Below are 26,037 nucleotides of genomic sequence, written 5' to 3' on the forward strand. Positions count from 1 at the left end.
GAGTTCCGCTTTTCCTTGCTTCGCGTAAATGCGCCCGCAAGTCCAATAAATTAATGCAAGGGGAAACGATAAAGCGTTGTTATCGCGTCGCATAACAGCCCAGCGGCCCTGCGTTCTTGCTGGCTCTTTGGCCCTTGACGCAAGGGCTGCGGCTCGCAAGATGCGCGCGTTCTTTCCCGCCCATCCGGAGCTCGTTCTCGTCCATGTCGCTGTCCCCCGAAGCCCGCAAGACCCTCGCCGGCATCACCACTGCCACCATCACCACGGTCCTGCTGAAGAAGGGCCTGCGCAACGTGTGGATGCGCGGCGCGCGTCCGCTGCGCCCGGGCCTGCCGCGCCTGGTGGGGCCGGCCTTCACGCTGCGCTTCGTACCGGCGCGCGAGGATCTGGCGACGCCGGAATCCTGGTCGTCGCCGATCTCGACCCGCACCGCGATCGAGGCGATGCCGGAGGGCTGTATTGCCGTGGTCGACGCCATGGGCATCACCGATGCCGGCATCTTCGGCGACATCCTCTGTGCGCGCATGATGAAACGCGGCGTCACCGCACTTGTCACCGACGGCGTGGTGCGGGATGTCGAGGGCGTGCTCGGCACCAACCTTCCGGTGTGGTGCGACGGCTATGCCGCGCCGCCCTCCGTGGCGGGCCTCACCTTCGTCGGCTGGGGCGAGCCGATTGGCTGCGGCGGCGTTGCGGTGTTCCCGAACGATATCGTGGTCGCCGACCAGGACGGCTGCGTGCTGATCCCGCAGGCGATGCTCGATCACGTGCTCAATGAGGGCGTCGAGCAGGAGCGATTGGAGGCCTGGATCGTCAACGAGGTGAACAACGGCGCGGTGCTGCCGGGCCTCTATCCCATGAACGCCGAAACCAAGGCGCGCTACGCCGCCAGCAAGAAGTAACAGGAAACGAGGTATCCCATGGAAATCACCGTCGCAGGCACGCGGCCGACCCGCCGCGCGCCCAAGGAAAATTTTACGGGCACCGTGTTGCAGGACCCCGTGATCATGGCGCCGGCGCCGGCGCGGCTGAACTGCTCGCGCGTCACCTTTGAGCCGGGCGCGCGTACCAACTGGCACCACCATCCGCTTGGGCAGACGCTCTACGTGATTTCCGGCGTCGGCCGCGTCCAGACCAAGGGTGGGCCTGTCAAGGAGATCCGTCCCGGTGACACCGTCTGGATTCCGCCGGGTGAACTGCACTGGCACGGCGCCTCGCCCAACAACAGCATGTGCCACATCGCCATGCAGGAGGCGCTCGACGGCGTCTATTCGACCTGGCTGGAGCCGGTGACCGACGCGGAGTACGGCGCGGCGCTGGGCTAATCTCTCGTGCCCCGGATGCAATGCAGCGCGTAAGCGCGGCGTTGCTGATCCGGGGCCCGCAAGCTTCCTCAAAGCTAGTGCCCTTAGGTCCCGGCTCAGCGCAGCAACGCTGCGCGTTGCAGCGCGTCCGGGACGCAGCAAATCACATCCGTTCCGCGGTCCACGTGCCCGTGCACAGGGGGCCGCGCCATGTGCCGGAGCCTGAAGCGCCGCTGAGCCGGCCGAAGCCGACGGCGCGTTTGATCCCGGTGCTCAAGGTGACGTTGATGCTGCCGGCATCGGCCACGCGGCCGGATGCTGAAACCACAGCGCTGCTCGATGCGATCTGACCGTTGCTGATGCCGATCGAGACCGTTGCGCCGTTACCGCAAGTCTCGCTCGATGATGAGATGCGGACATTCCATGCGCCGTCGAAGGTGGAGGTCGCCGCGCCCGCCTGCGTCAGCGGGACGGCGATGGCGACAATGCTGGCGAAGAGACCTTTGCAAAATCCGTTCATGACACGCCCCGTTGGTTGACCATGGGGGGGGATCGTGGCATGAGCGCGGAACCCGCGATGTGAGGGCTGTCACGTGCGCAAGGGGCTCTGTGAGGTGGCGCACTCCGCAAAGAGATCGCGGACAAAAGCAAAGGGGCCCGGATTGCGGGCCCCTTGTCTCGGTTCGAACGTCGAAGCCGGACTCAGTTCACGCGCGTCCAGGTCTGGCCGCCGCAGAACATGCCGCCGAAGGCGCAGCCCTGCACGCGCAGGCGGTCGGTGCCCTTCATTGCGATCGTGGAATCGTAGGTCGAGCCGGAGTTGGGATCGAGGATGCGGCCGGACCATTTCTGATCCTTGTTCTGGTCCTTGCCGGGCTTCATGTTGATCAGGACCTGCTCGCCGTTCTGGTTCGATTTGCTGTCGACCGAATAGCCGCAGAGATTGGTGCCGCATTGCTCGATGCGGACCTTGCCTTCCTTCTCCTCGGTCAGCCAGATGCCGAGCGGTGAATTGAGATCGCGCGTGGGTCCGGCTGCGGGAGCCGGCGGTGCGACGGCAGCCGCCTGAACGGGTGCGGGGGCCGGAGCGGGGGCTGGAGGCGGCGCCGGGGGTGCAGCAGCCACAGTCGGGGCCGGCGGCGGCGCCACGGCGGGCGCTGCCTGCTGCCCGACCGGAGCGGGCGCCGGAGGAGGTGCAGGCGGCGGCAACACGGCCGTTTCGGCCGGCGCGTTGCTGGCGGTTGCGGACGGCGGCGGAGCGGGCGGGGGCGGAACTGGCGGCGGCGCTGCAGCGGCGGGCGCCTGTTCGGTTGCGGGCGGCGCTGCGGCAGGGGCGGGAGCTGGCGCCGGAGCGGCCGGCGGTTGCGGATCAACCTTGGCCTGTTGCGGCGCCTGCTGGCCCGGGGTCGTCTCGTTCTTCTTGGCTTTCTTCGCCTTGCCCTGGCCGGTGTTATCGTAGACGCCGGGGATCTGCACCGTGCCGCGGTCCGGATCGATGCGGATGGTGCGCCCGCCATATTCGAAAGTGTACTGCGCCTGCGCAGCGGTGCTCGCCAAAAGGAATGCGGCCGTGGCCAACAGCTTCCTCATTTCGGTCTCCTGAACAGCTGGTCCCCGTACCGAGGCTTACGCGCCGGTTCGATCGCAAAAAGTGATCTAGATCACTGTTGTCAGTATGAGTCGTGCTCCAGCGGGTTCGGGTTCAATAACGCCGGACTCCGTCCAGAGTTGGACGGCGGCGCGGCGCACCTCTGGACGGGGTATGGGATGGGCAGGTACAACCGTTGTGGTTGAAGCTTCCGAAAGCACACGCTGATGTTCCGGCCGCGGCTTGGCGGACTTATTCTGATCGTAGTCGCTTGCCTTGCTGCGACGCTGGCGCACGCGGCTGGGCTCCGGTTTATCGAAGTGCCGGCGGACGCCGGCGGGCCCGCGCTCACGGGCATGGTGTGGACACCTTGTGCGGCGCCGCCCTCCGAGGTCGCTCTCGACGGCGGTGTCGTCCTGCCGGGCGTGAAGGACTGTCCGGTAGCGGCCAATCGCCTGCCGCTGATTGTCGTGTCGCACGGACGGCGCGGCTCGTTTTTGGGCCACATCGACACGGCGGCCGCATTGGCCGATGCCGGCTTCGTGGTCGCCGCGATCAATCACCCGGGCGACACTGCCAGGGACAGCAGCCGGACCGATGAGTTCTCCGTCCTGGTCGAGCGTCCCGCCGACATGAAGCGGCTTACGGATTTCATGCTCGGCGCCTGGAAGGAAGCGGCGGTCCTGGACCCCAAGCAGGTTGGTTTGTTCGGGTTCTCGCGCGGCGCCTATACCGGTCTCGTCGTGATCGGCGGCAACCCCGATTTCGGCGCGCTCGCTCCGCTTTGCGACGGAGATGCAGCCACGACGCCAAAATGCCAGGCCATTCGCAATGGCCTTGTGCCAACTGAGGCGGCCGTACACGACTCCCGCATCAGAGCTGCCGTGCTGGCGGATCCGCCGCTTTATGAAGGCCTTTTCAACCGGGAGCGCCTCGCCAATGTGACGATCCCGCTTCTCTTATGGCGTTCGGCGTTCGGCGGCGACGGTGTCGTGCCCGCTTCAGTCGATACGCTGGAACAAATGCTTCCCGCGCGCCCTGACTTCCGGATCGTGCCGAACTCGTCGCACTTTTCCTTTCTTGCGCCATGTCCACCCAAGCTGGCCGAAGCCGCGCCGATCCTGTGCACTGATCCGCCCGGGTTCGACAGGAGAGCGTTTCACAGCGCCTTCAACGACGCGGCCGTGAGCTTCTTCCGCACGCATCTGGAGTGACGGACGAGATCGGTCGCTAGTCGAACCAGGCGGCGTAGATCTTCCTGTAGCTGCCGTCCTCCATCGAGATGTGCAGCCATTGGTCGACGAAAGCCTTCAGCGCCATGTCGCGCTGGAGCCAGTAGGCCTTCTCCGAGAAGTCGAACGGCTTTTCGGGATGCACCGCGCAGAGCACGCCGGAATGCTGCTTCTGCTGGTAGCGGGTCTCGGAGGCGTCCGTCATCATCAAATCGGCGTTGCCCTTGGCGATCTCGTCGAAGATCACGGTGTTGTCGGGGAAGACGTTGATCTCGGCATCCTTGATGTTGGCGCGCGCGAACCGCTCGTTGGTGCCGCCGGGATTGACGATGACGCGGGTGCCCTTCCTGTCGATGTCGGCGATGCTCTGGTACTTGCCGACGTCGGCGCAGCGTGCGATCGGCGTCTTGCCTTCGCGCATGATCGGCATCGAGAAGAAGCCCTTCTTCTGCCGGTCGAGCGTAACCGAGACGCCGCCCATGGCGATGTCGAACTGATCGGCCTCGAAGTCCTTCATGAGCTTTGGCCAGGCCGTCGGCACGAATTCGACCTTGACGCCGAGGGCCTTGCCGAGTGCCTCCGCCATGTCGACGTCGAAGCCGCTGAACTGCTGCGTCGCCTTGTCCAGGTAGGTGAAAGGCTTGTAGTCGCCGGTCATACCGACGCGCAAAGTGCCGCGCTTGACGATCTCGTCGAGGCGCGACGGCGCCGGCTGCTGAGCATATGCCGAAAAATTCGCCAGCAGGACCGCGGCCAAAGCCGCCACGATTCGAACGATCATCTCTTTTCCACCCATGCCCGAGCTGTCATTGTGCAGCTCTTGAAACTTGGATTTAGACCAGATGCCCGTCGCTGGCGAGGCGGAATTGAAGGGAATCTAGAGTGACGATTTCGATGTATGACGCCTCGGTCGGCGTCTTCGTGCCGTATCTGCGCAACCTGTCGGCACTGCTGAACAAGGGCGTCGCCTATGCCGAAAGCCGGAAGTTCAATCCGGCCGTCCTGCTCGGCATGCGCATGGCGCCGAACATGTACGATCTGGCGCAGCAGATAGGGGAGGCGTGCCGCCATGCCACGGTCGCGCCGGCCTTGCTGGCCGACCAGGAGCCGGTGGCGCTGCCGGCGCTGGAGCACGACATCGCCGGGCTTCAGGCGCGCATTGCGACGTCAATCGAGTTCATCGAAAGCCTGTCGCGCGCCGAGATCGATAGTGCGGCGGAGCGGAATGTCTTCTTTCAGGCTGAAAAACGGGACCGAGCTGCCCTTCACCGGGCGGACGCTGCTGCTGACGTTCAGCGTCCCGCAATTCTTCTTTCACGTCACGACGTCCTACGACTTGCTCCGGCATGCCGGCGTCGAGCTCGTGAAGCGGGATTTTCTCGGCCCCCGCGAGCGCTAGGCTTCGCCCTTGCGCTCGTAATCGGCGAGCGAGCTGCGGCCGGCGATCTCGCTGCGCAGCTCCTCGAAGCGCCGATGTGCCTCGTCCTCGTGCGCGTCGACGAAATGCACCGCGGCTTCGCTCGTCATCGGGCCGCTGACCACGGGCGCGGACTGCTCGCCGATGGTCTCGTGGACGTAGAACTGGCCGTCATCGCCGCGATGGACCGTCCATTTCAGACGGATCGCCACCATCGGCCCCGGACCGACCTTGCTGTAGCCGTCGGCATCGGTGTGCTCCGGCACCAGCGGCTGCTCCTCGACCACGGGATGCTCGTGCTCGTCGACCACCACATGCTCGTCGGCGATCGGATGCTCGTCGGCGACGACCTGCTCACCGTCGACCACCATTTCGGTCTCGGTCTCGCGGACGGGCTCGGGGTGCTCTAAAATGCTGGCGATGGTTGCCAGCGCGTGGTCGGTCGGGTCGATCTCTGACAAGGGTTCATCCTCCAGCTCGACGCGGCCGGCAAGTCTGTCCCACTGCCGCCGCGACCGGACTTATTACGCGGGTTTGATTAAGGCTGAGTTGGGGCTCGATCTGCACCAAAATGGGACGCATTCTGGCGTTCCGGAGGCGGGCGGATAACCGCCCGCCCGGAGGTCGGCTCAGCCGAGCACGTCCTGGTTGATGATGTTCTGCCGGATGGGATCGCCGTCCAGCACACTCAGGATATTGCGAGCGGTCTGCTCGCTCATGCGGCTCACCGCCTCGACGGTGACGCCGGCGACGTGCGGGGCCATGATGACGTTGGGCAGCGCGAACAGCGCGTTGCTGACCGGCGGCGGCTCCACCTCGAACACGTCGATCCCGGCACCGGCAATCCTGCCGGAGACCAGGGCGTCGTATAGCGCGGCCTCCTTCACGATGCCGCCGCGTGCAGTGTTGATGAGATAGGATTTCGGCTTCATCCGGCCGATCCGCGCCGCATCGAACAGGCCGACGGTCTCCGGCGTCTTCGGGCAATGGATGGTGACGAAGTCGGCGTTGGGCAGCGCTGCGTCGAGATCGGCGACGGGCTCGCAGCCCGCGGCCTTGATCTCGGCGGCAGGCTTGTAGGGATCGTAGACCTGTACCTTCATTTCCATCGCTTGGCAGCGCTTGGCGGTGCGACTGCCGATGCGGCCGAAGCCGATGATCAGCACGGTCTTGCCGTAGAGGTCGAACGGCAGCATGCCGAGCCGGTTGGCCCATTGGCCATCCTTGACGCAGGCGTGCATCTCATTGGCGCGCTTGGCCAGCGTCAGCATCATGAACAGCGCCTGCTCGGCGACCGAGGGCGAGTTGGCGCTGCCCGCCACCATCAGCGGCACCTTGCGGCGGGAGAGGGCGGGCACGTCGACGGCGTCGTAACCGACGCCGATGCGGGTCACCACCTTCATGTCCTTCGAGGCCTCGAGCTCGGTCTCACCGAAGGCGGTGGCACCCAGCGCCACGCCGTGAACCGGCGCGTGGTTCTTCAGCAAGACTTCGAAATCCTTGGCCGAGATCAGGTTCGGAAACTCGACGAGCTCGATATCGTCCCGCTGGGTGAGGACGGCGCGGGCCCCTTGCGACAAAGTTTGTGTAACGAAAATCTTCTTCTTGTTGGTCGCCATCGCTCCCCGCCTGCTTGCGTTTCTTGAGACGGCGTCACAGCACGACGCCGGTGTCTTCGTTTAGCAGGTGCATATTGTTGAGGTCCATCGCCAAACGCATGGGTGCCCCGTCCTTGGCGCCGGCGTTGGGATCGACGCGGCCACAGACGGGCGTGCCGTCGAGGCCGAAATAGACCAGGGTCTCCATCCCCATCGGCTCGGTGACGTCGAGCACGGTGTCGAAGGTCTCGACGCCGGGCCCGAGATGCGCATGCGACTCGGTGAGGTGCTCCGGCCGGAGGCCGAGCAGCAGCTTGTCGGTGCGCGGCAGCGCGTTGTAGCGCGCGGCGCGAGCCTGTGGCAGCGCAAAGGCGATGCGGTCGGTCAAACGGATCTGGAGCGCGCCGCCGACATCCTCCAGCCGGCACGGGATGAAATTCATCGCGGGCGAGCCGATGAAGCCGGCAACGAAGCGCGTCGCCGGCTTGTGGTAGAGTTCGTTGGGCGTGCCGATCTGCTCGATGCGGCCCTTGTTCATCACAACGACGCGGTCAGCCAACGTCATCGCCTCGACCTGGTCGTGAGTGACGTAGACCGTGGTGGTGCGCACCTTCTGGTGCACCTTCTTGATCTCGATCCGCATCTGCACGCGCAGCTTGGCGTCGAGATTGGACAGCGGCTCATCGAACAGGAACACTTTCGGATTGCGCACGATGGCGCGGCCCATCGCGACACGCTGGCGCTGGCCGCCGGAGAGCTGCTTCGGCTTGCGGTCGATCAGGTCGGTGATGTCGAGGAGGCGGGCGGCTTCCGTCACCCGCGCCTTGATCTCGGCCTTGGGAAAGTGCTTCAGGCGCAGCCCGAACGACATGTTCTCCGCGACCGTCATGTGCGGGTAGAGCGCGTAGTTCTGGAACACCATGGCGATGTCGCGATCCTTCGGCGGTACGTCATTGACGACGTCGCCGCCGATCATGATGTCGCCGTCGCTGATGTCCTCGAGGCCCGCGATCATGCGCAGCGTCGTCGACTTGCCGCAGCCCGAAGGCCCAACCAGCACGATGAACTCATGGTCGGCGATGTCCAAGTCGATGCCGCGCACGGCTTCGACATCATCGTAACGCTTGACCACCTTCCGCAATGCAACGTCAGCCATGAGACATCAACCCTTTGTCGCGCCGGCGGTCAGGCCGGCGATGTAGTAGTCCATCAGGAAGGCGTAGATGACCAGCGGCGGAGCTGCGCCGAGCAGCGCGCCGGTCATGATCTGGCCCCAGTTGAAGACGTCGCCCTTGATCAAGGTGGTGGTGATGCCGACCGGGAGCACGAGCTGGTCGATGGACGTCGTGAACACCAGGGGATAGAGGAACTGCGCCCAGGACACCGTGAAGGCGAAGATGGTCGCGGCAATCAGGCCCGGCAGCGCGACCGGAATAAAGATCCGCGTCAGGGTCTGAAGCCACGAGGCGCCGTCGATGATCGCGGCCTCGTCGAGCTCCTTCGGGATCGAGGCGAAATAGCCGATCATGATCCAGGTACAGAACGGCACCGTCAGCGTCGGATAGACGAATAGCAGCACGTACCATCGGTTCAGGAGCGTGATGCCGGTGATGTCCTGAACCAGCGCCAGCATCTTGAACAGCGGGATGAAGAGGAGGCTGTCCGGAACCAGGTAGGTCAGGAACACGCCGGTGGCGAGCGTTGTCGAGCCCCAGAACTTCATCCGCGCGAGCGCGAAGGCCGCAGGGATGCTGATCAGCATGGTGACTATCACAACCACCAGCGACACGATGGTCGAATTCCAGAAGAACCGGAGGAATTGGTTCGACGTCAGTAGTTCGACATAGTTTGCCAGCGTCGGGTGGAACACCCACCACGGATTGGTCGCAGCCGAGATCTCCGCGCTGCTCTTGAGCGAGGTGATCACCATGTAGAGCGGCGGCGTCAGAAAGAAGATCGCAAACAGCACCAGGAAGAAATAGGACCAGCGCAGCGCCCAGGTACGGTCGCGGCTCATGCTGCCATATTTGACCTTGCGCCGGGGGCCGGCCTTGTCGATCGCTATTGTGCTCATCAGGATTCGTTCCCGCGTTTATTGACGTCGCGCAGGATGAAGATCGCTGCGACGGCGAGGATCGGGACCATGAACAGCGAGACGCTGGCGCCGAGCGGAATGTCGTTGCTCTCGATGCCGACCCGGAACGCATAGGTGGCAAAGATCTGGGTCTGGTCGAGAGGCCCGCCTGAGGTCAGGATGCGGACGATGTCGAAATTAGCGAAGGTGACGATCAGCGAGAACAGCGTCGTGATCGCGATGATGTTGCGCATCATCGGCAGCGTCACATACCACATCTTCTGCCACCAATTGGCGCCGTCGATTGCGGCGGCCTCGTAGAGCTGGTCCGGCACCGATTTCAGCGCCGCCAGGTACATGATCAGGAAGAACGGCGCGCCGTACCAGACGTTGACGAGGATGACGGAAAAGCGCGCCCAGGCGGCATTGCCGAGCCAGTTGATGGGACCGATGCCGAAGAAGGAGAGCGTGTAGTTGAAGGCGCTGTAGGAGGGGTCGAACAGCCACAGCCAGGCGAGCGTGCTCATCGCCGGCGGGATTACCCAGGGCACCAGCAGCATGCCGCGCCATTTGCGCTGGCCCTTGGCCGGTATGTTGTGCACCAAATGCGCGACGATGAAGCCAATCAGCGCCTTGAAGAACACGGCGGTGATCGCGAAGATGCAGGACTGCTCCACCACCATCCAGAACGTCTCGCGCTTGAACAGGAAGGTGAAGTTGCCGAAGCCGACGAATTTTTGCATCGACTTGTTCAGCGTCGCGAGGTGGATCGAGAACAGGGCAGGGTAAAGCACGAACAGCGCGATCAGCAGGATCAGCGGCAGCGTCAGGAAGAACGCCACGGTCGATTTCCGCTTCAACGCATTGTGCAGGCCCGTCCGTTTGCGCGCGCTCGCCGTGCGGGCGACGCGACCGTCCTCAACGACGACATCGGCCATGTCGGTGTCCTTGGGTCAAGCTTCCTTGCGGAATGTCCAACGGCGGAGCCGGCACCCGCGTGTCGGCTCGATCTGCTCATTCCATCGAACGGTGGGGTGCCCTGGCGGCTCACGCGGGGATGCGTGAACCGCCGTGGCACACCCCGGCTTAGGTTCGCATGAAGCCTTCACACTCGCCTTCGCCCCAGGCGAGTGCGGTCTCCAACTTTTCGCCCTGCGCAAAGCGCAGCGCCATCTTGGTCAGCGTGGCCTGCGCGTAGATCTGCTGGGCGATCTTCGGCGGCGCCGGAGAGGCCGCAATCGACAGTGTCTGATGATTGTAGGGATTTGGATAGTGATAGAGCGTGCCCTTCGGCGGGCCTACCTCGGCCCAGGTCTTCAGCGTCGTCATCTTCGCATAGGCCGGCAAATCGTATCCGCCGCTCGCCGCGACGAACTTTTCGATCGATGACGGCTGTGACAGAAAAGCCAGAAGGCTCTTGGCCGATGCCTTGTTCTTGGAGAAATTCCAGAGACCCCAGAAATAGGGCAGGAACGGCGCATACCGGCCTTTAGGACCGGAGGGGAAGCCGTGCGTCCAGCATTGCTCGGCGACCTGCGGCGCGTCGCGCCTGGCGACCGCCCAGGCGCTCGGCGGATTCATGATGAGGGCGCCGCGGCCGGAGATCAGCCATTTGTTGTTCGAGGCGTCGTCCCAGGACGGAGCGTCCGGCGGCAGGAAGGCGATCAGCTTCTTGTAATATTCGAGCGCCTGGCGAACCTCATCGGTCTTCACCGTGACATCGCCCTTGGCGTTGACGAGTTCGGCGCCGAACGACTGGAAGATGGCGCCCGCGGTATCGACGCTGTCGGTGGTCTCGCCGAGACCGATTCCGAATGGGAAACCTGCCTTCTGGCAGGCTTCCGCCGCCTTCAGGAATGTATCCATATTCCAGCTATCGGCCTTGGGCGGCGCGCCGACGGGGTACAGTTCCTGGACGTCGATCCCCGCATGCTTCTTCATGAGGTCGATGCGCGAGCAGGGCCCCTTGATCTGGCTCCCCGGGGTTGCCGGGACCGCAAGCCATTTGCCGTTGGCCTTGCCGAGATATTTGACCGTGTCGTTGACCTCACCGTTCTGCTTGATCGCCTCCTCGACCACATCGTTCACCGGTTCAAACTGCTCGGCATACGCATGCGGCCACCAAGTGTACATCTGAAGAATGTCGTGACCGGATTTGGCCTGCGCTTCGGCCGCGACCGTCAACTCGATCTTCTTGTTGTTGCTGGTGATGTAATCGATGGAGACTTCGACCTTCTCCTTTTCAGCCCATTCCTTGACCATGGCGGTGGAGGCGTCGTTGGCACCGGGCACCCAGTGGTCCCAGAAGCCGATCGAGAGTTTGCCGGCGGCGTAAGCGCCGCGGACATAGGGCGCTGTGATCAGCGCTGCGGAGGACATTGCAGTGGCAGCTACAAATTGACGTCGCGTCAGTGTCTTGCGTGACATCTCGTTTCCTCACCTGGATGTTTTATTGTTCTCGCGTTTCCTCTGGCATTCCGAGTTTTGTTTTTGATTTTTGGTTCGCGTTTCTTGGTGCTACGCCTCGCCGTGAAATTGCGCGAAGTGCAGCAAATTGGTAGCGCGATCAGATCATGATTGATCCCGTCTGTCGAGGAAGCCGAACGGCTCGCCGTCTAGAACTAACGTTGCGTCCGGGAACGCGGCAGCGCCGTCTCGCGTCGCGCGCCGGAGGTGAACCTCGGAGGCGCATTTTGCGACGCACACTTCGGGGCAAGGAGCGCGGGACATCTCGTGCGCAATTACGCCGCAGTTTCGAATAAGCCTTCATAACCGCTTCGCGCCAAACAGTTTTCGGGCGTGGACAGCAATTGGCTGCGGCTGGACCGCGAAGCGGCGAAAACGATAGAGTTGCAACCGGCGGGTGGCCCCCACCCGGACAGGACAATCGGATCGACGATGGAGACCAGAATGATCAACCCGGCGCCGCCTGCGCGGCTTCACCTGCGGCGATGGTTCGCGCTGGGCTCCGTGCTCGCGGTGCTGCTGGGCGCCGCCGCCGTTGCGCAGGCGCAAGGCCTGGTCAAGGGCGTTCAGGATGGAGCCGCGGCCGGCAACAAGGCGGCCGGACCCGTTGGCGGCGTGCTGGGCGGTGCGATCGGCGGCGTGGTCGGTGTCTTCACCGGCGTGCTCGGCGTCAACAACCAGCCGGCTCCGGCTGCCAAGGACGCGAGCAAGGATTCCAAGCAGCCGGGCGCCGGCAAGGACAAGGGCGCCAAGGAGACCGCCAAGGCGGGCAAGGGCGCCAAGGCGAGCAAGGAAGCCAGGAATGCGCCGCAGGACAGCAAGGACAATAAGGACGTCACCGTCCTCACCCAGCCCGGCGCGCCGCAACAGTCCGCCGAGCAGATCGTCGCCAACAGCGATTCCTATATCGAGCGGATCAAGACCGAGTTGAACCTGACGCCCGATCAGGAGAAGCACTGGTTCGGCTTCTCGAGCGCAATGCACTATCTGGGGCATAATGGCGCGGAGCGGCTCAACCTGCGGATCGCCCGCGCCAAGCGGGATCCGCCTGACGACATCATCGAGCAGATGCGCAACGAATCGCAATTCCTGATCGACCGCGCCGCCGACCAGCGCAACGTCGCCGATGCCGCCGAGCCGCTTTATTCGAGCCTCGACGACAAGCAGAAGCAGGTCTTCATCCAGGAGATGGTGCGCCTCAGCCACGAGCGCGGGCTGGATTAATCAAGTTGAATCCGATCGCGGGCGTCTGAATTAACGGCGCCCGCCACGAATTCGTGAATCCTCTCCGCATTTCGGGTATGGTTAGCTTCGTAAGCTGACTGCGGGGTTGATATGGCGGACGGACTCTCCGTTTTCCTGGTCGAAGACGAGGCGTTGATCCGGATGATGATGGCCGACATGGTGGAGGAACTCGGCCACCATGTCGTCGCAGAGGCGGACAATGTCCGGGACGCGAGCGCCTTTGCGATGACCGCGCAATACGATTTCGCCATCCTCGACATCAATCTGAAGGGCCTCTACGTCGATCCGGTCGCCGACCTGATCGAGCGCCGCGGCAAGCCGTTTCTGTTCGCCACCGGCTACGGGCCGGAGCTGCTGCCGTCCTTGCTCCGGCGGCGGCCGATCCTGCGCAAGCCGATTTCCCTCGACCAGCTCAAGGTGATGATCGATTCGCTGTTTCCGGGCGCGGTCGCCAAAACTCCTCACTGAGAAGGCTCCTCACCGAGAAGGCGCCGTACCGAGATCGCCAACGAAAATGGCCGCCCGTGAGGGGCGGCCATTTGGCGAAAGAATGTCTCGTCGTCTCAGATCAGGCCGGCGCTGAGGTCGATGCCGCGCGCCATCACGCCGAACGAGGCGACCAGGCCCATGCAGCAGAACAGCAAGATGATCTTGAACGAAGAATCGGCAAAACGGGTTTCGACGGCGACCGGGATCGCGGCAAGCGAAATCATGCTCATGTTCATTCCCCCCTTTGTTGACCCCTGAATTGCATCAGGTAGGGGAAGCTCTTAGAGCAAAAAGTTTGACGCGAGCTTGCGAGGGATCGTTAACGGAATCGCAATCGCTCGCGTGTTTTCGCGAGCAGCGAGCGGTCCCGCAAGTCTCAGTTGCGGCCGTTCTTCAGCACGGTGGCGATGGTATGGGCCGTCATGGCGGCGCGATCAGAGGCGCGCTGCGCGGCCAGCCGGTCGCGGGCCTTTTCCTCGATCAGGAGCTCGATCAGGGCCAGCCGCTTGTCATCGTCGTCCGCCTCGGTCAGCAGGCGGTGATAGCGGTGATAGTCGAAACCGAAGTCCTGCTTACGCATGTCTCGCCCCCGCAACTACGGGAATTGTTTCCCATCGGACACAGTCGGGCAAGCACGATCCTGCGTGGAACCGTGCCTTGTCTGCAATCAGCTGTGTATAGTTAACGGACTGGACGGCGTCGGTGCCGATCGCGGCTCATCAATCCGGATTGTGGTCGGCGAACATCTTCAGGCCGACGAAGCTCGCGTCGGGTTTCGTCACCAGCCTGGTCGGGATATTGCGCAAATAGTCCTGGAAGCGTCCCTTGGCTTCGAAGCGCGCCCGGAACGCGGAAGCAGCAAGGAACTCCGGAAAGCGCGGCACGATCCCGCCGGCGATGTAGACGCCGCCGCGGGCGCCGAAGGTCACCGCGAGATTGCCCGTGACCGAGCCGAGGATGGCGCAAAACATCTCCAGCGTCGCGCGGCTCAGTTCGCAACTGCCCTCCAGGGCGGCCTTGGTGATGGCGGCGGCGTCGCGGTGCGGCACCTGGGCGCCGTCGACCTCCGCCAGCGCCTCGTAGAGGTTTTGCAGGCCGGAGCCCGAAAGCGCGCCGCGCTCGATGGAGACATGACCGAGACGTCGGCGCATGGCCGCGATCACGCGTTCCTCCCGCTCGTTTTCCGCCGGCAAAGTGGCGTGGCCTGCCTCGGTGACGACCGCCAGCCGGGCGCCGTGGCGTTCGACCAGACATGAGACGCCAAAGCCGGTTCCAGGCCCAACCACCAGCAGCGGCTCTCCCGGGAGGCCGTCCTGGCCGCCGAGCGGGATCAAATCGGCAGGCTTCAGGGCGGGCAGGGACCAGGCTACGACCTCGAAATCATTGAGCACATGCACGCTCTCGAAGCCGAGGGCCGGCTGGAGCTCGTTGCCGTCGATGACCCACGGACTGTTGGTCATGACGCAGCGGTTATTGGTCACGGGACCCGCGACGGCCAGCACGGCTCGTTTGGGCTGCTTGCCGCCGGACCGGCGCGCAAGGACGTCGGCGATGGCTTCCCGGACGGTCGGGAAGTCAGCGACCTTCACATAGTCGATGGGCCCGGCCTGGTCGCCGCTGTCCGATGCGCTTTCGCTCAGCGCAAAGCGCGCATTGGTGCCGCCGATATCGGCGAGAAGAATCTGTCCTGTCTTGCCGATACTCATGACTTTGTGGCTGCCGCGCCGTGCAGGCTCGCGGGAACCGTTCCCTCCGCTCCATCCGATCCGCAATTTGCGAACGTCTCTAGAATCCGTCCTTGGGTGAGCCTAGTCAACTCGGACAACGCCAAACCGTTGCATCCCAGGTGCGACGGGCGCGATATCGCCGAATGGGTCGATGGTTGCGAAGCCGCGCGGGAAGATCGACATTGGACGGAGCATTCGGCGCCCGTCGCGCCGGACGGCTGGAACGGGACCTTGCGATGCAGATTTCCGACCGCGACGTGCTGCTGGTGATCGACGTGCAGAACGACTTTTGCACCGGTGGAACGCTCGCCGTTCCCGGCGGCGAGAAGGTTGTCCCGGCCATCAACCGAATTGCCGCAAAATTCACCAATGTGGTGCTGACCCAGGACTGGCATCCGGGCGACCACGTCTCGTTCGCACCGAACCATGTGGGCAAGCAGCCGTTCCAGACCATCGAGCTCGACTACGGCACCCAAGTGCTGTGGCCGACGCACTGCGTGCAAGGCACGGCGGGCGCTGAATTCCATGGGGAGCTCGAAATTATCAGGGCAAACCTCGTGGTGCGCAAAGGTTTTCGTCGCGGCATCGATTCCTATTCGGCGCTGTTCGAGAACGACCACCGGACGCCGACCGGCCTGATCGGCTATTTGCGCGAGCGCGAGCTCAAGACCGTCTTCGTCGCCGGTCTGGCGCTGGATTTCTGTGTTCGCTTCTCGGCGGAAGATGCCCGCAAGGCGGGGTTCGAGGTGGCCGTCATCGAGGACGCATGCCGAGGCATCGATCTCGACGGCTCTGTGGCCGCGACCCATCGGAGTTTTCGCGAGCGCGGTATTTCGATCGTCAGCCTGGATGCCTTGCTGCGAGGACCTTGAGATAGTCATGGTGGAGAAGAGAGGAAAACCGCTGGGTGGATCGGATCGTCCTCCGGATGATCCACTGCTATGGCCGTTTGCGGCGGCGCGGCTCGCGATGGACGCCTGCTTCTGGTGGCTGGAGCGCGATCCGCCGGAACAGGACGCGAGCAATCTGCCGTGGACGACACCCAACACGGTCGCCTTGGAGCTTGCGACCATGCGCCTGCGCGATTGCACGCGGACGCAATCCGGCCAGCCGGCACTGGTCTGCGCGCCCTATGCGCTGCATCGGGCTCTGATCGCCGACTTCGCACCGGGCCACAGCGTGGTGCAGTCCCTGCAGAATGGCGGCATCGATCGGGTGTACCTCACCGACTGGCGCTCGGCCTCGCCGGACATGCGCTATCTCTCGATCGACAGTTATCTCGGCGATCTCAACGTCGCCGTTGACGAAATCGGCGCGCCGGTCGATCTCGTCGGCCTGTGCCAGGGCGGCTGGCTGTCGCTGCTCTATGCGGCGCGCTTTCCCGCCAAGGTGCGGCGGCTGGTGCTGGTGGGGGCGCCCGTCGATCTCTCGATCGATTCCGCGCTGTCCCAGCTAGCTCGCAATGCGCCTGAGGCGCTCTACGACCAGCTCGTGGCGCGCGGCGGCGGCAATGTCAGCGGCGACGAGATGCTGCGCTTCTGGACGAAGGCGCCGAGCCGCGACGACATTGCGGCGGCATTGCAGAGGGATCTCTCGGACGAGGAGGGCGCGGCGCTGCTCGCGCGTTTCGATCGCTGGAATACCGAGACGCTCGACCTGCCCGGCACCTATTATCTGGAGATCGTCAACCGGATCTTCCGGGAGAATCGGATTCCCGGTGGCAACTTCACGGCGCTCGGCCGCGAGGTTGATCTGAAGGACGTCAAGGCGCCGGTCTTCCTGCTGGCCGGGCTCGATGACGACGTCGTGCCGGCCAGACAGGCGCTTGCGACCGCCAGTCTGCTCGGAACGCCGCCGGCCTTCATTGCCGCGGCCTCCGAGCCCAGCAATCATCTCGGCCTGTTCATGGGGGCGCGCACCCACGCCCATGCCTGGCCCCGGATCGCCGAGTGGCTGCGCAACGACCTCTCCGGAGTGCTGGCCCGCAGCGCCTGACCTTGTCAGGTGCTTTGGCCCGGCCGGGCCGGCGAACACGCAAATCCGTTATGCATGACGGCGGATGGCCTGCACGGGGCCCGGTCGATGGGTTACATATCATGGGGAACTGGCGGCTGCGGCCGCGACAAGATTAAGGGTACCGTGCTCGATGAGCTTCCACTCGATCTACGCCCACGGATTTGCGCGCGTGGCGGCCTGTGTCACCGCCTCCCACGTGGCCGATCCCACGGCCAATGCGAAGGCGATCCTGGCGGCGGCAGGCGCTTGCCATGAACAGTCGGTGGCGGTTGCCGTGTTTCCGGAGCTGTGCCTGTCCGGCTACGCGATCGAGGATCTCGTCAAGCAGGACCCGCTGCTCGATGCGGTCGAGCGCGGGCTCGCCTCAATCGTCGAGGCCTCCTCGGCCTTGATGACCGTCCTGATCGTCGGCGCGCCGCTGCGCTTCGGTCATCGCATCTACAATTGCGCCGTCGTCATTCATCGCGGCAACGTCCTTGGTGTCGTGCCCAAGTCTTATCTGCCGACCTATCGCGAATTCTACGAGGGACGGCATTTCGCCTCCGGTGCCGGCGTGGCCGGAGAGACGATCGCGTTTGGCGGGCTGCACGCACCGTTCGGCGTTGACCTCCTGTTCGCGGCCGAGGATGTTCCAGGCCTGATCATCGGCGTCGAGATCTGCGAGGACATGTGGATTCCGGTGACGCCGGCTTCCGAGCTCGCGCTTGCCGGCGCCAGCGTACTGATCAACCTATCCGGCAGCCCGATCACGATCGGCCGGGCGCGCTCGCGCGCACTGCTGTGCCAATCGACATCGGCGCGTTGTCTTGCGGCCTACGTTTATTCCGCCGCCGGGGCAGGGGAATCGACCACGGATCTGGCCTGGGACGGCCAGACCTCGATCTATGAGAATGGCGTGCTGCTGGCCGAGGGCGAGCGGTTCCGCCAGGACGGCCAGATCACATTGGCCGATGTCGATCTCGATCTGCTCAGGCAGGAACGCGCGCTGATGGGCACGTTCGACGATAATCGCCGGCAACGCGAAGCCTTTTTTCGGAAGATCACCTTCGCTCTGAAGGCGCCGGCCACCGACATCGGCTTCCTGCGCAAGATCGAGCGCTTCCCGTTCGTGCCGAGCGACGAAGCCCTGCTCGAGCAGGATTGCTACGAGGCCTACAACATCCAGGTCGCCGGCCTCGTGCAGCGCATGCGCGCGACCGGAACCAAGCGCGTGGTGATCGGCGTCTCGGGCGGGCTCGATTCCACCCACGCCCTGATCGTCGCCGCCAAGGCGGTCGACCTGCTCGGACTGCCGCGCAGCAACATCCTGGCCTACACGATGCCGGGCTTTGCCACCGGCAGCGAGAGCAAGACCAACGCACTGGCGTTGATGAAGGCATTGCAGACGGAGTGGCAGGAGCTCGACATCCGCCCCACGGCGACGCAAATGCTGAAGGACATCGGCCATCCCTTCGGCAAAGGCGAGAAGGTCTACGACATCACGTTCGAGAACGTGCAGGCGGGTCTGCGGACCGACTATCTGTTCCGGCTCGCCAACCATCATGGCGGCATCGTCATCGGAACCGGCGATCTCTCGGAGCTCGCGCTCGGCTGGTGCACCTACGGCGTCGGCGACCAGATGGCGCATTATAGTGTCAACGCCGGGGTGCCGAAGACGCTGATCCAGCACCTGATCCGCTGGGTGATCGCCTCAAAACAGTTCAGCGACGACGTCAACCGGACGCTTACGTCGATCCTGTCGGCCGAAATCTCGCCCGAGCTGGTTCCGGTCAAGCCCGGCGAGAAGCCGCAGAGCACGGAAGCCTCCGTCGGCCCCTACGAGCTGCAGGATTTCAACCTGTTCTACACGCTGCGGTTCGGCATGCGGCCGTCCAAGATCGCCTTCATGGCGCAGCACGCCTGGAATGATGTCGCCAAGGGCGAATGGCCGCTGGCGTTCCCCACCGATAAGCGCAGGGCCTATGATCTGCCGGAGATCCGGCGCTGGCTGGAAGTGTTCCTGCGGCGCTTCTTCGCCTTCAGCCAGTTCAAGCGCTCGGCGATGCCGAACGGGCCGAAGGTTTCGGCCGGCGGCTCATTGTCGCCGCGCGGCGACTGGCGCGCGCCGTCGGATTCCAGCGCGGCGGCATGGCTTGAGGATCTCGAGCGGAACGTTCCGAAGTGATTAGGCAAGACTGATCGGGCAGGGCGCCTCAAAACGACTTCGCGCCGCGCGGCTCATACAGCCGGCGGCGCGAAATTGCGTTCAATCTAGAAAGTTCCGAGGTCCGGAGTGCCTAGGAGTCCGGACCTCGTCACCTTGCCCCAGCCTTTGATCCCCCCGCCCCATGCGGTCCCCCAACCCCATGTAGCGCGATCAGAGGGTGATGCCCCTGGAAGGCCGCCGATCGATGCGCGCGATGTACGCGAAGTATCGTTAGGATTCCATTCCGTGTCACTACGGACACGAACGCGCTTGATGCTGCACACTGGTGCATTTGTCCGCATCTGCTGCGATCGCTGCTGCCTGAATTCGATGCAGGCGATCGGCGGGGATGTCCACATCAGCGCATCGCCGCGGCACCTGCATTTCACGGGCCTGTCACTTAACTGGTCTAGCGCTGCTCCCGTCATCGCTGACGGTCAAGGAGCAAGCCATGTCGAAGCCGGTGTTGGGCGCCGCACTATCCATCAAATCGATCCCCGCCCACCGCGACTGGCTTCTGGAACGGCAGCGCGATCTCGAAATCCAGGATTTTTTCCGCGCGGATTTGCTCGACGGCGATTGGCGGAGTGCGGCCAGCGAGATCAAGCAGATGCTCTCGGGCCATACCGGCCGGCTCGGCATTCACGGCCCGTTCTGGGGCTTCAAGATCGACAGCCATGATCCCTTGATCCGCAAGGCGGTGACGAAGCGCCTGCTCCAGGGCCTCGATGCCGCGGAATTCCTCGGTGCGACGCAGATGGTGATCCATTCACCGTTCACGACCTGGGACCACAACAATCTCGACCTCTATCCCGATAACCGCGGCAATCTCGTCGAACGCGTCAAGACGACGCTTGCCGAGGTGATCGCGCGCGCCGAGACGATCGGCTGCGAGGTCGTCATCGAGAACATCGAGGACAAGGATCCGCGCGACCGCGTGCGCCTCGCCAAGGCGCTCGAAAGCAACAAGGTCCGCGTCTCCCTCGATACCGGCCACGCCAACTACGCCCACATCTCCACCGGCGCACCGCCGGTCGATTACTACGTCGAGACCGCCGGCGACATGCTGACGCATGTGCACCTCCAGGACACCGACGGCTTTGCCGACCGGCACTGGGCGCCGGGCGAAGGCAACATCCCGTGGGTGGCCGTGTTCCGCGCTCTGGGCCGGCTGACCTCCAACCCGCGGCTGATCCTCGAACTCCGCAATCACGACGACGTTCGCGCCGGCGCAGCCCATCTGGCCGCGCTCGGTCTCGCTGAATAACCGGCATCACAAAGGTCAGGGCTTATCGTCATGAGCAAACTCACCCGTCGCACCATCCTGAAGTCCGGCGGCGCTGCCGCGGGCACGCTTCTCCTGCCGCGCTTCGCGATCGGGCAGGCGGACAACCGTCCGTCGGTGACGATCGCCGTGCAGAAGGTGACGAATTCGAACGTGCTCGACGTGCTGCGCGAGCAATCGAACGTCGGCGAGCGCGTGTTCTTCTCCTCGATCTGGGAGGGCCTGATCTCCAAGAACTGGCGTGGCAGCCTGGAGGCCGTGCCGGGCCTCGCCACCGAGTGGCGTCGCATCGACGACCAGACCGTCGAGGTGAAGCTGCGCCAGGGCGTGAAGTTCCACAATAGCGACGAGCTGACGGCCGAAGACGTCGTCTTCACCTTCAGCCGCGAGCGCATGTTCGGCGAGACCGAGGCCAAGAGCCGTTCCACCATCCAGGCCTTCGAGAAGATCCCGACGCCGCGCCCGGGCAAGGAACTGCCGCCTGATGTGCCGGCGGTTGCCCGCCGCATCTGGCCGGACCTCGTGCGCGTCGATGCCGTCGACAAGTACACGGTGCGCTTCTACAACGCGACGCCCGACGTCACGATCGAGGGCCGGCTGTCGCGCTACGGCTCCGACATCATGAACCGCCGCGCCTGGGAGCAGTCCGCGAGCTATCTCGACTGGGCGCGCAAGCCGATCACGACGGGCCCGTACAAGGTCGTCGAACTCAAGCCCGACGTGTCGCTGACCCTCGAGGCGCATGACGAATATTGGGGTGGCCGGCCGCCGCTCAAGCGCATCCGTTTCCTCGAAGTGCCCGAGGTCGCGAGCCGCATCAACGGCCTGCTGTCGGGCGAATACCAGTTCGCCTGCGACATCCCGCCGGACCAGATTGCCGGAATCGAGAAGAACGCAGCGTTCGAAGTGCAGGGCGGCAGCATCCTCAATCACCGCCTGACCGTATTCGACAAGAACCACGCCGTGCTCGCCAATCCCCTGGTGCGGCGCGCCTTCACCCACGCGATCGACCGCCAGGCGATCGTCGACAGCCTGTGGGCGGGCCGGACCCGCGTGCCGAAGGGCCTGCAGTGGGAATTCTACGGTGACATGTTCAACGCCGACTGGAGCGTGCCGGCCTACGATCCGAAGCTCGCGCAGGATCTGTTGAAGCAGGCCAACTACAAGGGCGATCCGATTCCCTATCGCCTGCTCAACAACTACTACACCAACCAGGTTGCGACCGCCCAGGTGCTGGTCGAGATGTGGAAGTCGGTCGGCCTCAACGTCCAGATCGAGACCAAGGAGAACTGGTCGCAGATCATGGAACGTGCGCCGACCCGCGCGGTTCGCGACTGGTCGAACTCGGCTGCCTTCAACGATCCCGTCTCGTCGCTGGTCGCCCAGCACGGCCCGAACGGCCAGCAGCAGCAGATCGGCGAGTGGACCAACGCCGAACTGAACAAGCTTTCGGAGTTCCTGGAGACCTCGACCGACCGGGCCGCCCGCAAGAAGGCGTTCCGCCGCATGCTGGAGATCGCCGAGCGCGAGGATCCCGCCTATACGGTGCTGCACCAGAACGCGACCTTCACCGCGAAGCCGAAGTCGATCAAGTGGAAGGCGTCGCCGGCATTCGCGATGGATTTCCGCGCCGGCAATTTCGAGGCGTAAGTGGTGACGCCGCTGGTCAGCATCCAGGGCCTCAGCGTCGCCTTCAACGGCGTCCCGGTCCTGCGCGGCGTCGATCTCACCTTGCAGAAGGGCGAGGCTCTCGGCCTCGTCGGCGAGTCCGGCTCCGGCAAGTCAGTGACGTGGCTTGCTGCGCTCGGCCTCTTGCCGCGGCATGCAAAAGTCTCGGGCTCCGTGCGGCTCGACGGACGCGAAATCCTCGGCGCACCCACGGGTGAGCTTGACCGGGTGCGGGGCGGGCGGGTCGCCATGATTTTTCAGGACCCCGCAAGCGCACTCAATCCGGTGCTCACCATTCGCAAGCAGCTCTGCGAGGCTTTGGCGCTGCATCGCGCTCTCTCGGGCGAGGCGGTGAGAGCCGAAGCGCGGCGGCTGCTCGATCTCGTCGGCATTCCCGATGCGGCGCGGCGGCTCGAAGCCTATCCGCACGAATTCTCGGGCGGCCAGGTCCAGCGCATCATGATCGCGATGGCGCTGGCCGGAAATCCCGATCTCCTCGTCGCGGACGAGCCGACCACGGCGCTCGACGCCACCATCCAGGCGCAGATTTTGGAGCTGCTCTCGACCATCCGCCGCGAGATGAGCATGGCGATGGTGCTGATCAGCCATGATCTCGGCGTCGTCGCGGAAAACTGCGACCGCGTCGCCGTGATGTATGCCGGCCGCATCGTCGAGCAGGCGCCCGCCAATCAGCTCTTTGCCGATCCGGTGCATCCCTACGCGCAGGGCCTGATCGGCGCACTGCCGCCGCTCGACGGACCGCGTCGACGTCTCACGGCCATTCCGGGGACCGTTCCCGATCCCGCGCACATGCCAAGCGGCTGCGCCTTCGCGCCGCGCTGCGCGCTGGCGGCCGAGCCGTGCGGACTTGCCGTGCCGAGCCTGGCGCCGATCGCGAATGATCGCGTGGTCGCCTGCATCCGGGCTGAAGCTTCGCGCCGTGCGCTGCTCGGGATCGCCGCCGAATGAGCGGGCCGCTCGTCGAGATGTCCTCGATCTCGCGCAGCTACGCGATGCGCTCCGGGATGTTCGGCCGCAGCACAGCGGTTCACGCGGTCGACGGCTTGTCACTTGCGATCCGCAAGGGCGAAACACTGGGCCTCGTCGGCGAGTCCGGCTCGGGCAAATCGACCACGGGTCGTATCGTGCTTGGCCTCGAGCCGCCCGATCGCGGCGAGGTGCGGTTCGACGGCAAGATGATGGCCGCGCCAGGCACGAAGGCGTGGCGCGCGCAGCGGGCGCGCATGCAAATGATCTTCCAGGATCCGCTGGGGGCGCTGGACCGGCGGTTGCCGGTCGCAGCCCAGATCCGCGAACCCCTGGACATTCACGGTCTCGGCACGCCGGCCGAACGCGAGGAGCGTGTCCGCGAATTGCTGCGCGCCGTCGAGCTGACGCCGGCGCATGGCGCGCGCTATCCGGGCGCGCTCTCCGGCGGCCAGCGTCAGCGTATTGTGCTGGCGCGGGCACTGGCGACTAAGCCCGATTTCCTCGTCTGCGACGAGCCGGTCAGTGCGCTCGACGTCTCGATCCAGGCGCAGGTGGTGAACCTGCTTTGCGATCTCCAGGCGCAGCTCGGGTTGACGTTGCTGTTCATCAGCCACGATCTACGCGTTGTCAGGCAGATCAGCAATGTCGTCGCCGTGATGTATCTCGGCCGCATCGTCGAGATCGGCAGCGCCGATGATCTCTTCGCGCGTCCCGAACACCCCTATACGCAGGCGCTGGTCTCGGCGTCACCCGCGCCCGGCCGCCGCAGCGCGGGCCGCATCGTGCTGGCAGGCGATCCGCCGAACCCGGCGGCGCGGCCCCAAGGCTGTGCCTTCCATCCGCGCTGCCCGCGCGCTATCGCGCGCTGCGCGAGCGAGGTCCCGGCGCTGTCGGCCGTCAGCGGTGACAGGCAAGTCGCCTGCCATCTCGTGACGGGGCCGCAGGCCGAGACGCGGGACGCGGCCTCGGATTGGACGCGCGGCGCTGACGATCGTGCTCGTCGTCACCTTCGCCTTCGTTGTGCTGCGCCTCTCCGGCGATCCCGCGCTGATGATCCTGGGACCTGAGGCGCCGCCGGAAGTGCTCGCTGCTTTCCGTAAGGCCTGGGGGCTCGATGATCCCATCTGGTTCCAGTACCTCGACTACTTCGGCGCCATCGCCAAGGGCGAGCTCGGCCGCTCCATGCGCGACGGGCGACCGGCGATCGAGCTCGTGCTGGAGCGGATTCCGGCAACGCTGGCGCTGACGCTGCCGGCCTTCTTCTTCAAGGTCGCCCTCGGCATTCCCGCCGGCATCTACGCGGCGCTGCACCGCGGCTCGGGAATCGATCGCGCCGTGATGATGACGGCGGTCGCCGGCTTCACCGTGCCGAGTTTCGTCCTTGCGCTGCTGCTCGTGCTCGTCTTCGCCGTTCAGCTCGGCTGGTTGCCGTCGGGCGGGCAGGACAGCTGGCGTCACGCCATCCTGCCAATCGTGACACTCAGCCTCGGCGGCGCCGCGGTGCTGGCGCGCTTCACCCGCAGCGCCATGCTGGAGGTGCTGGGCCAGCCCTATATCCGCACCGCCTCGGCCAAGGGCGTGCCGTGGCGCAAGGTGGTGACGTCGCATGCGCTGCCGAACGCGGCGATCCCGACCGTCACCATTCTCGGTTTCATGGTGGGCACGCTGATCGCCGGTGCGGTCGTGGTCGAGAGCGTGTTTGCCTGGCCGGGAGTAGGGCGCCTGCTGGTCGTCGCCGTCGCCAACCGCGACCTCGCCGTCGTGCAGTGCATCCTGTTGCTGGTCGCGATGACCATGGTCACGTCCAATCTGATCGTCGATTTCCTCTACGGCTTCCTCGATCCGCGCCTCCGCGCCAAGGGAGCGCACGCATGACCGATGCGACGCTGAAGGATACGGCTGTCCGCCGCCGCATCAGCCTGCCGGCCATTCCAGTCTCGGTCGGGCTAGCGATCTCCTGGATCGTGGCGATGCTAGTGATCGCGGCGTTCGCCGAGAAAATCGCGCCTTACAGCTTCACCCAGCTCGACCTGCGCAACCGGCTGGCTGCTCCCGGCAATGTCGCGCACTGGCTCGGCACCGACGAGCTTGGCCGCGACGTGCTGTCGCGGCTCCTCGTCTCGATCCGCATCTCGCTGTTGATCGCCTTCGGCGCGACCGCGATCTCGGCGATCGTCGGCACCACGCTCGGCTTCCTTGCCGCGCATTTCCGCGGGGCCGTCGAGCAGTTCGTGCTGATGCTGACCGACTTCCAGGCCAGCATGCCGTTCCTGATCATGGCGCTCGCGGTGCTCGCCTTCTTCGGCAATTCGCTGCCGCTGCTGATCGGCCTGATGGGGCTGTTCGGCTGGGAGCGCTATGCCCGCATCGCCCGCGGCCTCGCCATCTCCGCCAATGCGCAAGGCTATGCCGCGGCCGTCCGCCAGCTCGGTGCGACGCCGTCGCGGATTTACTTGCGCCACATCCTGCCCAACATCGCCTCGACCCTGATCGTTTCGACCACGCTGGTTTTCCCCGAGGTGATCCTGATGGAATCCGGCCTGTCCTTCCTCGGCCTCGGCGTGCAGCCGCCGATGACCAGCCTCGGCAACATGGTCGGCTATGGCCGGGAGTACCTGACCCGGGCGCCCTGGATCATGCTGGCGCCGGCGACCGCCATCGTGATCACCACGCTGGCCGTCTCCGTGATCGGCGACTGGCTGCGCGACCGGCTCGATCCGACCTTGCAATAGGGCGACTGGCCTGACGCCGTC

25 protein-coding genes and 2 pseudogenes are annotated in these 26,037 nt (G+C 64.8%); 15 read left to right on the forward strand and 12 right to left on the reverse strand.

The window, feature by feature from the left end; translation table 11 throughout:
* Positions 1–203: 203 nt before the first annotated feature.
* Together HAP41_RS24645 and HAP41_RS24650 are read left to right on the forward strand one after the other, a co-directional pair.
* On the forward strand, positions 204–902 hold the full coding sequence (locus tag HAP41_RS24645) for a ribonuclease activity regulator RraA (protein WP_166096608.1): 699 nt from the start codon (positions 204–206) through the stop codon (positions 900–902).
* 18 nt (positions 903–920) lie between these two features.
* Positions 921–1,325, forward strand: coding sequence for a (R)-mandelonitrile lyase (locus HAP41_RS24650; RefSeq protein WP_014495201.1), 405 nt, complete (start codon positions 921–923; stop codon positions 1,323–1,325).
* Positions 1,326–1,467: 142 nt separating this feature from the next.
* Here the strand turns inward: HAP41_RS24650 and HAP41_RS24655 are convergent, their stop codons facing one another.
* Together HAP41_RS24655 and HAP41_RS24660 are read right to left on the reverse strand one after the other, a co-directional pair.
* Entirely contained in the window at positions 1,468–1,824 is a 357-nt protein-coding gene (locus tag HAP41_RS24655; RefSeq protein ID WP_166096607.1) for a hypothetical protein, read from the reverse strand.
* 182 nt (positions 1,825–2,006) lie between these two features.
* Complete coding sequence (locus HAP41_RS24660; protein WP_166096606.1) at positions 2,007–2,894, reverse strand: DUF2147 domain-containing protein; 888 nt, start codon at positions 2,892–2,894, stop codon at positions 2,007–2,009.
* A 318-nt stretch (positions 2,895–3,212) separates the two neighbouring features.
* Between HAP41_RS24660 and HAP41_RS24665 the strand changes: the two genes are divergently transcribed.
* Positions 3,213–4,106 (forward strand): alpha/beta hydrolase family protein, encoded by an 894-nt coding sequence (locus tag HAP41_RS24665; RefSeq protein ID WP_321576649.1) that lies wholly within the window; start codon positions 3,213–3,215, stop codon positions 4,104–4,106.
* Positions 4,107–4,122: 16 nt separating this feature from the next.
* Here the strand turns inward: HAP41_RS24665 and HAP41_RS24670 are convergent, their stop codons facing one another.
* Positions 4,123–4,905 carry a transporter substrate-binding domain-containing protein gene (locus tag HAP41_RS24670; RefSeq protein ID WP_166096604.1) on the reverse strand — a complete coding sequence of 261 codons (783 nt, stop codon included), beginning with the start codon at positions 4,903–4,905 and terminating at the stop codon, positions 4,123–4,125.
* Positions 4,906–5,018: 113 nt separating this feature from the next.
* Between HAP41_RS24670 and HAP41_RS24675 the strand changes: the two are divergent.
* Positions 5,019–5,523, forward strand: a pseudogene (locus tag HAP41_RS24675) (DUF1993 domain-containing protein).
* Here HAP41_RS24675 and HAP41_RS24680 read toward each other — a convergent pair.
* The 6 genes from HAP41_RS24680 to HAP41_RS24705 all read right to left on the reverse strand — a co-directional run bounded on the left by HAP41_RS24680 (position 5,520) and on the right by HAP41_RS24705 (position 11,640).
* On the reverse strand, positions 5,520–6,002 hold the full coding sequence (locus HAP41_RS24680; RefSeq protein ID WP_166096603.1) for a hypothetical protein: 483 nt from the start codon (positions 6,000–6,002) through the stop codon (positions 5,520–5,522). The pseudogene HAP41_RS24675 and the gene HAP41_RS24680 sit on opposite strands and share 4 nt — an antisense overlap.
* 168 nt (positions 6,003–6,170) lie before the next feature.
* Positions 6,171–7,160 (reverse strand): hydroxyacid dehydrogenase, encoded by a 990-nt coding sequence (locus HAP41_RS24685; protein ID WP_166096602.1) that lies wholly within the window; start codon positions 7,158–7,160, stop codon positions 6,171–6,173.
* A gap of 34 nt (positions 7,161–7,194) precedes the next feature.
* Positions 7,195–8,295, reverse strand: a complete 1,101-nt coding sequence (locus HAP41_RS24690) for an ABC transporter ATP-binding protein (protein WP_071913821.1) — start codon at positions 8,293–8,295, stop codon at positions 7,195–7,197.
* 6 nt (positions 8,296–8,301) lie between these two features.
* Complete coding sequence (locus tag HAP41_RS24695) at positions 8,302–9,213, reverse strand: carbohydrate ABC transporter permease (RefSeq protein ID WP_071913823.1); 912 nt, start codon at positions 9,211–9,213, stop codon at positions 8,302–8,304.
* Complete coding sequence (locus HAP41_RS24700) at positions 9,213–10,151, reverse strand: carbohydrate ABC transporter permease (RefSeq protein ID WP_063983244.1); 939 nt, start codon at positions 10,149–10,151, stop codon at positions 9,213–9,215. The genes HAP41_RS24695 and HAP41_RS24700 overlap by 1 nt, the downstream gene beginning before the upstream one ends.
* Before the next feature lie 148 nt (positions 10,152–10,299).
* On the reverse strand, positions 10,300–11,640 hold the full coding sequence (locus tag HAP41_RS24705; RefSeq protein WP_063983245.1) for an ABC transporter substrate-binding protein: 1,341 nt from the start codon (positions 11,638–11,640) through the stop codon (positions 10,300–10,302).
* A 483-nt stretch (positions 11,641–12,123) separates the two neighbouring features.
* Between HAP41_RS24705 and HAP41_RS24710 the strand changes: the two genes are divergently transcribed.
* Positions 12,124–12,903, forward strand: a complete 780-nt coding sequence (locus tag HAP41_RS24710) for a Spy/CpxP family protein refolding chaperone (protein ID WP_166096601.1) — start codon at positions 12,124–12,126, stop codon at positions 12,901–12,903.
* A 111-nt stretch (positions 12,904–13,014) separates the two neighbouring features.
* A complete protein-coding gene (locus tag HAP41_RS24715) occupies positions 13,015–13,392 on the forward strand; it encodes a response regulator (protein WP_063983247.1) in 378 nt (125 codons plus the stop codon).
* A gap of 95 nt (positions 13,393–13,487) precedes the next feature.
* On the opposite strand, the gene HAP41_RS24720 is transcribed toward HAP41_RS24715, so the two are convergent.
* The 3 genes from HAP41_RS24720 to glk form a co-directional block, all read right to left on the reverse strand.
* Positions 13,488–13,643 (reverse strand): hypothetical protein, encoded by a 156-nt coding sequence (locus HAP41_RS24720; RefSeq protein WP_166096600.1) that lies wholly within the window; start codon positions 13,641–13,643, stop codon positions 13,488–13,490.
* A 146-nt stretch (positions 13,644–13,789) separates the two neighbouring features.
* Complete coding sequence (locus HAP41_RS24725; RefSeq protein WP_014495215.1) at positions 13,790–13,993, reverse strand: hypothetical protein; 204 nt, start codon at positions 13,991–13,993, stop codon at positions 13,790–13,792.
* A 139-nt stretch (positions 13,994–14,132) separates the two neighbouring features.
* Complete coding sequence (gene glk / locus HAP41_RS24730) at positions 14,133–15,119, reverse strand: glucokinase (protein WP_166096599.1); 987 nt, start codon at positions 15,117–15,119, stop codon at positions 14,133–14,135.
* Positions 15,120–15,376: 257 nt separating this feature from the next.
* On the opposite strand from glk, the gene pncA reads away from it, so the two are divergent.
* The 9 genes and pseudogenes from pncA to HAP41_RS24775 all read left to right on the forward strand — a co-directional run bounded on the left by pncA (position 15,377) and on the right by HAP41_RS24775 (position 26,016).
* Complete coding sequence (pncA, locus tag HAP41_RS24735; RefSeq protein ID WP_166105809.1) at positions 15,377–16,012, forward strand: bifunctional nicotinamidase/pyrazinamidase; 636 nt, start codon at positions 15,377–15,379, stop codon at positions 16,010–16,012.
* Between the two features lie 7 nt (positions 16,013–16,019).
* Positions 16,020–17,135 carry an alpha/beta fold hydrolase gene (locus tag HAP41_RS24740; protein WP_166096598.1) on the forward strand — a complete coding sequence of 372 codons (1,116 nt, stop codon included), beginning with the start codon at positions 16,020–16,022 and terminating at the stop codon, positions 17,133–17,135.
* Positions 17,136–17,286: 151 nt separating this feature from the next.
* Positions 17,287–19,320, forward strand: a complete 2,034-nt coding sequence (locus HAP41_RS24745; protein ID WP_166096597.1) for an NAD(+) synthase — start codon at positions 17,287–17,289, stop codon at positions 19,318–19,320.
* A 472-nt stretch (positions 19,321–19,792) separates the two neighbouring features.
* A complete protein-coding gene (locus HAP41_RS24750) occupies positions 19,793–20,608 on the forward strand; it encodes a sugar phosphate isomerase/epimerase family protein (RefSeq protein ID WP_063983251.1) in 816 nt (271 codons plus the stop codon).
* Between the two features lie 30 nt (positions 20,609–20,638).
* Positions 20,639–22,276 (forward strand): ABC transporter substrate-binding protein, encoded by a 1,638-nt coding sequence (locus HAP41_RS24755; RefSeq protein ID WP_166096596.1) that lies wholly within the window; start codon positions 20,639–20,641, stop codon positions 22,274–22,276.
* A 3-nt stretch (positions 22,277–22,279) separates the two neighbouring features.
* Positions 22,280–23,263 (forward strand): ABC transporter ATP-binding protein, encoded by a 984-nt coding sequence (locus HAP41_RS24760; RefSeq protein ID WP_166105807.1) that lies wholly within the window; start codon positions 22,280–22,282, stop codon positions 23,261–23,263.
* Positions 23,260–24,249 (forward strand): annotated as a pseudogene (locus HAP41_RS24765) (ABC transporter ATP-binding protein); the annotation flags it as partial. The gene HAP41_RS24760 and the pseudogene HAP41_RS24765, both read left to right, overlap by 4 nt.
* 19 nt (positions 24,250–24,268) lie before the next feature.
* Positions 24,269–25,159: an ABC transporter permease gene (locus HAP41_RS24770; RefSeq protein WP_175618413.1), complete on the forward strand. Its 891-nt coding sequence runs from the start codon at positions 24,269–24,271 to the stop codon at positions 25,157–25,159.
* A complete protein-coding gene (locus tag HAP41_RS24775) occupies positions 25,156–26,016 on the forward strand; it encodes an ABC transporter permease (RefSeq protein ID WP_166096595.1) in 861 nt (286 codons plus the stop codon). The genes HAP41_RS24770 and HAP41_RS24775 overlap by 4 nt, the downstream gene beginning before the upstream one ends.
* Positions 26,017–26,037: the final 21 nt, after the last annotated feature.

The sequence above is a fragment of the Bradyrhizobium barranii subsp. apii genome (assembly GCF_011516635.5).
In the GTDB taxonomy this organism is placed as follows: domain Bacteria; phylum Pseudomonadota; class Alphaproteobacteria; order Rhizobiales; family Xanthobacteraceae; genus Bradyrhizobium; species Bradyrhizobium barranii.